Origin of the sequence: Methylibium sp. T29 (assembly GCF_000576205.1) — a bacterium.
Lineage (GTDB): Bacteria > Pseudomonadota > Gammaproteobacteria > Burkholderiales > Burkholderiaceae_C > Methylibium > Methylibium petroleiphilum.
Genome location: NZ_AZND01000226.1, coordinates 1 through 5367, shown reverse-complemented (window position 1 = coordinate 5367; position 5367 = coordinate 1). Strand labels below are relative to the sequence as shown.

The window sequence follows — 5367 nt, the reverse complement described above, 5'->3', positions numbered from 1 at the left end:
GGCCCAGGACGCCGCCGCCTGCAGGTGCGCAGCTGGGCCGCCACCTGCGCCAACTGCCACGGCACCGAAGGCCGCTCGTCGTCCACCGACGCCGGGCTTGCCCGGCTGGCCGGGCTCGACAAGGCCTACCTCGTCGAACGGCTTACCGCCTTCCGCGAGGGCAAGCGCCCCGCGACGATCATGCACCAGCTCACCAAGGGCTACACGCCGGCGCAGCTCGACGCGATCGCCGGTTATTTCGCAGCGCAGAAGTGACGAGGAGACCGCCATGCAAAGACGTGCATTGATCCAGGGTGCCGGCGCGACCGGCCTGCTGGCGCTGTTGGGCGGCTGCGCGACATCGCACGTGCCCGAATCGGCCAAGGTGGTGGTGGTGGGCGGCGGCTACGGCGGCGCCACCGCGGCCAAGTACGTGCGGCTGCTGTCGGACCACAAGATCGACGTGGTGCTGATCGAGCCCAACGACAGCTTCATCTCCTGCCCGCTCAGCAACCTGGTGCTCGAAGGCGCGCGCGACCTGTCGTCGCTGGCCACGTCGTATGACGGGCTGCGCAGGCAGCACGGCATCACCGTCGTGAAGGACTACGTCTCAGCGGTCGATCCGGCCAAGAAGACCGTGACGCTGGCGCGCGGCGGCAGCATCCGCTACGACAAGCTGGTGCTGTCGCCGGGGGTCGAGCTGCAGCTCGACACCGTTCCGGGCCTGAGCGAGGCCCATGCCGAGGGCCGCGTGCTGCAGGCCTGGAAGGCCGGGCCCGAGACGGTGGCGCTGCGCAAGCAGCTCGAGGCCCTGCCCGACGGTGGCGTCTATGCGCTGACGGTGCCCGAGGCGCCGTACCGCTGCCCGCCCGGGCCCTACGAGCGGGTGGCGCTGGTGGCGTCCTACTTCAAGAAGGCCAAGCCGAAGTCCAAGGTCGTGCTGTTCGACGCCAACCCCGACGTGACCTCGAAGGGCGCGCTGTTCAAGAAGGCCTGGAGCGAGCTCTATCCCGGCCTGATCGAATACCGACCGCAGCACAAGGTGGTGGGCATCGAGGGCAACACGCTCAAGTTCGAGGTGCAGGAGAACTTCAAGGCCGACGTGCTGAACGTGCTGCCGCAGCAGCGCGCCGGGCAGATCGCGGTGCAGACCGGCCTGGCCAACTCCAACAAGCGCTGGGTCGGCGTCGACTACCTCACCTTCCAGTCGACCGCCGCGAAGGACATCCACGTGATCGGCGATGCCATCCAGCTCGCCGCCGGCATGCCCAAGTCCGGCCACATGGCCAACTCGCATGCCAAGGTGGCCGCTGCGGCCATCGTGTCCGAGCTCTCCGGCCTGGCGCCGAACCCGAAGCCGCTGCTGACCAACACCTGCTACAGCTTCGTCGCGCCGGACCTGGTGGTGCACGTCGCCAGCGTGCACGAGTACGTCGAGGCCGAGAAGACCTTCAAGACGGTGGCCGGCTCCGGTGGCCTGTCGAGCGAGCGCAATGCGCTCGAGGCGCAGTACGCGCTCGGCTGGGCGAAGAACATCTGGGCCGACGCGCTGAGCTGATGCGCCTCGCCGGCCGGGGGTGAACGTCAGGCGACGGCGACCTCGTCGCTGCGCCTGACGCCGTGGTTGTCGGCCCAGGCCAGCGCGACCTTGTCGCCCGGCTTCACGCCGCGCACGCCGAACTGCAGGAAGGGGTTCTTCGACACCGCCGTGCCCCACTGTGCGGTCAGCACCGGCTGGCCGTTGACGCGCGCCACCACCTCCTGGATGTGCCAGGCCGGGATCGTGCGGCCACTGCCGTCCTTGCGCTGGCCGCTCTCCATCTCGTGCTTCATCAGCGAGCGCACGGTGGCGCCGGCCCCCGCGGCCTGCACGCGGATCAGCGTCGGCTGCGCCGACTGTTCCGGCTGCGGCTCGGCCGCCCCGCCGCAGCCGCCGAGCGTGATCTTGACCTCCTTGTTCGCCATCAGCACGCGGCCGTCCTTCATGACGGCGAGCGCGATCACGTTCGAGGTCTCCTGCATCTTCACGCGGATGGCGATGTTCGGCTCCAGCGGCTCGCCGGGCTCGAACAGGGCCGCGAGCAGCGTCGGATTGCGCTCGACGCCGAGCAGCAATCGCTGCACGCCCGGCAGCGCGCAGCCCAGCGTCACCGGCACGACGGTGCCGTCCTCGAAAAGATCGGGCGCCTGCAGCAGCACGTCCTTGCTGGCCACCGGCGCCGGCAGGCCGAGCGCCTTCAGCAACTGGGCCACGGTCTTCGCGTCGAACGCGGCCCGCGGGAACGACGGCAGATCGGCAGCACGCACCGACGGCACGGCGGACACCAGGGCAGAAAGGAGCAACTCACGGCGACGCAGCATGTTGGGTGATCGAGATTCGTCAGGGTCGGTCCGAGATGCTACGGGACAAGGTACGCCACTGCGGGTCGAGGGGCAGTCGCGGGATACTCTCGACCCATGCCGACCCGTCACCCTCACCCGCTGCGCACCGCGCTCCACAACGAAGTCCACGCGCGGCCGTATGAACGGATGCAGCCGCCGCTGGCGGTATCGCACCTGGCCTTCGTCTCCGGCCCCGAGGTGCAGGTGGCCGACCGCGCCCATCTCGAGACGCTGCTGCGCGACCTGCACCTGCCGCTGCCGGCGCCCGAGGCCAACCACCTGAGCATCGACCTGCCGGGCTGCCGCCTGCGCTGGGAGCGCCACACCGAGTTCGTCAGCTACACGGTCTGGCGCCCGCTGCGCGCCGACGAGGCGCTCGACGCCGCGCCGGCCTACCGCGCCCTGCCGGACGGCTGGCTGTCCACGGTGCCCGGCGAGCTGCTGGTCGCCACCAACCTGCTGGTGCTCAACGCCCCCGAGCAGAACCTGCGCGGCCTGGTCGACGCCTGGCTGGATGCCGACTCGCTGGTCGGTGCCGACATCGCCGACGGCGACCTGCAGATCTACAGCGATTTCCGGCTGCACCCCGACGGCTACGGCCGCTGGCTGGTGGGCGTGGGCAACCCGGCGATCACGCCGCGGCGCCTGGGGCGCAACGTGCAGCGCCTGCTCGAGATCGACACCTACCGCATGATGGCGCTGCTCGGCCTGCCGGTGGCGCGCGACACCACGCGCCGTCTCGACGAGCTCGAACGCCAGCTCGCCGGCCTGGCCGACACCCGCGCCGGCAGCGAGACGACCGACGAGGCGCGGCTGCTGGATTCGCTCACGCGGCTCGCGCGCGAGGTCGAATCCACCTACGCGCGGCACCACAGCCGCTTCTCGGCATCGTCGGCCTACTTCGATCTGGTCGAGCAGCGCATCGACGAACTGCGCGAGACCCGCCTCGAAGGCCTGCAGACGGTGCGCGAGTTCGTCGACCGCCGCTTGAAGCCCGCGGTCACCACCACCGCCTGGGCCTCGCGGCGCCTGGGCGCGCTGTCGGAGCGCGTGTCGCGCGCCAGCGAACTGCTGCGCACACGCGTCGAGACGCTGCAGCAGGAGCACGCGCGCGAGCTGCTGTCGACGATGAACGCACGCCAGCACCTGCAGCTGCGTCTGCAGGCGGCGGTCGAAGGGCTGTCGGTGGCGGCCATCACCTACTACGGCGTGGGGCTGGTGGGCTACCTGGCCAAGGGTGCGCACGCGGTCCACCTGCCGGTGCCGGTGGAGCTGGTCATTGCGCTGGCCGTGCCGGTGATCGCGCTCACCGCCTGGCTGGGCATGCGCCGGCTGCGGCGGCGCATCGAGGGCTGAGCAGCCCGCGCTGGAGGCCGTGCGCCTCTCAGCGCCTGCCGGATTTGCGGTGGATGCGGATCGGCACCACCGCGTCGGCGCGCGGCCGAGCCGCGGGCTTGGCATCGCAGCCATCGCAACCGCACGCGTTGGGCCCGGCCGCCGCGCGATGCAGCACGCTCGCCAGCGGGCCGCCCTGCCCGACCCCCGGCACGCGCAGCAGCCACCCGGCCAGCGGGCGACGCAAGGCCGTCGGCATCAGCGACCACAACGCATAGACCGAACACAGCGCCACCAGCAGGCCGACGACGAGGTGCTGCATCGTTCGCTCGCCTTCAGCCCGCCAGCGCGAGCGCCACGCGGTAGGTGATGAAGCCGCCACGTACGCCAGTGCGAACAGGTAGCTGGCCATCAGCACGGGGTAGCGCCAGGAGTTGGTCTCGCGCCGCACCACGGCCAGCGTCGACAGGCACTGCGGCGCGAACACGAACCACGCCAGCAGCGCATAGGCCGTCGCCACCGACCATTGGCTCGCGATCACCGGCATCAGCGTGTCGGCCACGGCATCTTCACTGCCCGACAGCGCATAGACCGTGCCCAGCGCGCCCACCACCACCTCGCGCGCGGCGAGGCCCGGCACCAGCGCGATCGAGATCTGCCAGTTGAAGCCGATCGGCGCGAACACCGTCTCCAGCGCCTGCCCGAGCCAGCCCGCCGCGCTGTACTGGATGGCCGGCCCGGTGGCGCCTTCGGGCGGCGCCGGGTAGCTCGACAGGAACCACAGCAGCACGGTCAGCGCGAAGATGATGCCGCCGACCCGCCGCACGAAGATGCGCGCCCGCTCCCACAAACCGTAGCCCAGGTTGCGCAGGCTGGGCAGGCGGTACGGAGGCAGCTCCAGCATCAGCGGCTGGTAGCTGCTCTTCATCCAGAAGCGCTTGAGCAGCCAGGCCACGGCCATCGACGACAGCACGCCCGCCGCGTAGAGCGCGAACAGCGTGAGCCCCTGCCCGTTGAACGGCCCGATGTCGCGCGCCGGGATGAAGGCACCGATCAGCAGCGCATAGACCGGCAGCCGCGCCGAGCACGTCATCAGCGGCGCGACCATGATGGTCGCGAGCCGGTCGCGCCAGTTCGCGATGGTGCGCGTGGCCATGATGCCGGGGATGGCGCACGCGAAGCTCGACAGCAGCGGGATGAAGGCTCGGCCCGACAGCCCCACCTTGCCCATCACCGTGTCCAGCAGGAAGGCGGCGCGCGGCAGGTAGCCCGAATCCTCCAGCAGCAGGATGAAGAAGAACAGGATCAGGATCTGCGGCAGGAACACCAGCACGCCGCCCACGCCGGCGATCACGCCGTCGACCAGCAGGCTGCGCAGCGGGCCCTCGGCCATGCGGGCCGTCGTCTGCTCGGCGAGCCAGGCCATGCCGTCCTTGATGGCGTCCATGGGCAGGTTGGCCCACGAGAACACCGCCTGGAAGATCAGGAACAGCAGCGTGGCCAGCAGCACCAGGCCCCAGACCGGGTGCATCACCACGGCGTCGATGCGGTGGTCGAAGCGCTCGAACTGCAGGGCCCCGGGCGCCGCCACCGCGAGGATGCGGCGCACCTCGCGCTGCAGTTCGGCGGTGGTCGGGGCCGGTGCGGCCGCCGCGGGCAAGGCCGCGGTGT

At 70.8% G+C, this 5367-nt stretch carries 5 protein-coding genes and 2 pseudogenes; 3 read left to right on the top strand and 4 right to left on the bottom strand.

All coding sequences use genetic code 11. From position 1 onward, the window contains the following. The first annotated feature begins 18 nt into the window (after positions 1-18). Positions 19-255 (top strand): c-type cytochrome, encoded by a 237-nt coding sequence (locus x551_RS18070; protein ID WP_343252156.1) that lies wholly within the window; start codon positions 19-21, stop codon positions 253-255. Positions 256-268: 13 nt separating this feature from the next. Continuing rightward, positions 269-1537: an FAD/NAD(P)-binding oxidoreductase gene (locus tag x551_RS18065; protein WP_036233882.1), complete on the top strand. Its 1269-nt coding sequence runs from the start codon at positions 269-271 to the stop codon at positions 1535-1537. 26 nt (positions 1538-1563) lie between these two features. Here the strand turns inward: x551_RS18065 and soxZ are convergent, their stop codons facing one another. Further along, positions 1564-1860: a thiosulfate oxidation carrier complex protein SoxZ gene (soxZ, locus tag x551_RS27600; RefSeq protein WP_255343835.1), complete on the bottom strand. Its 297-nt coding sequence runs from the start codon at positions 1858-1860 to the stop codon at positions 1564-1566. A gap of 57 nt (positions 1861-1917) precedes the next feature. Next, a pseudogene (locus tag x551_RS23675) lies at positions 1918-2340 on the bottom strand (thiosulfate oxidation carrier protein SoxY); the annotation flags it as partial. A gap of 96 nt (positions 2341-2436) precedes the next feature. Between x551_RS23675 and x551_RS18055 the strand changes: the two are divergent. Then, positions 2437-3717: a DUF3422 domain-containing protein gene (locus x551_RS18055; RefSeq protein ID WP_036233879.1), complete on the top strand. Its 1281-nt coding sequence runs from the start codon at positions 2437-2439 to the stop codon at positions 3715-3717. 28 nt (positions 3718-3745) lie between these two features. Here x551_RS18055 and x551_RS27595 read toward each other — a convergent pair whose 3' ends face one another. Together x551_RS27595 and feoB are read right to left on the bottom strand one after the other, a co-directional pair. After that, positions 3746-4018, bottom strand: coding sequence for a DUF6587 family protein (locus tag x551_RS27595; RefSeq protein ID WP_036233876.1), 273 nt, complete (start codon positions 4016-4018; stop codon positions 3746-3748). A 13-nt stretch (positions 4019-4031) separates the two neighbouring features. Further along, a pseudogene (feoB, locus tag x551_RS18045) lies at positions 4032-5367 on the bottom strand (ferrous iron transport protein B); the annotation flags it as partial.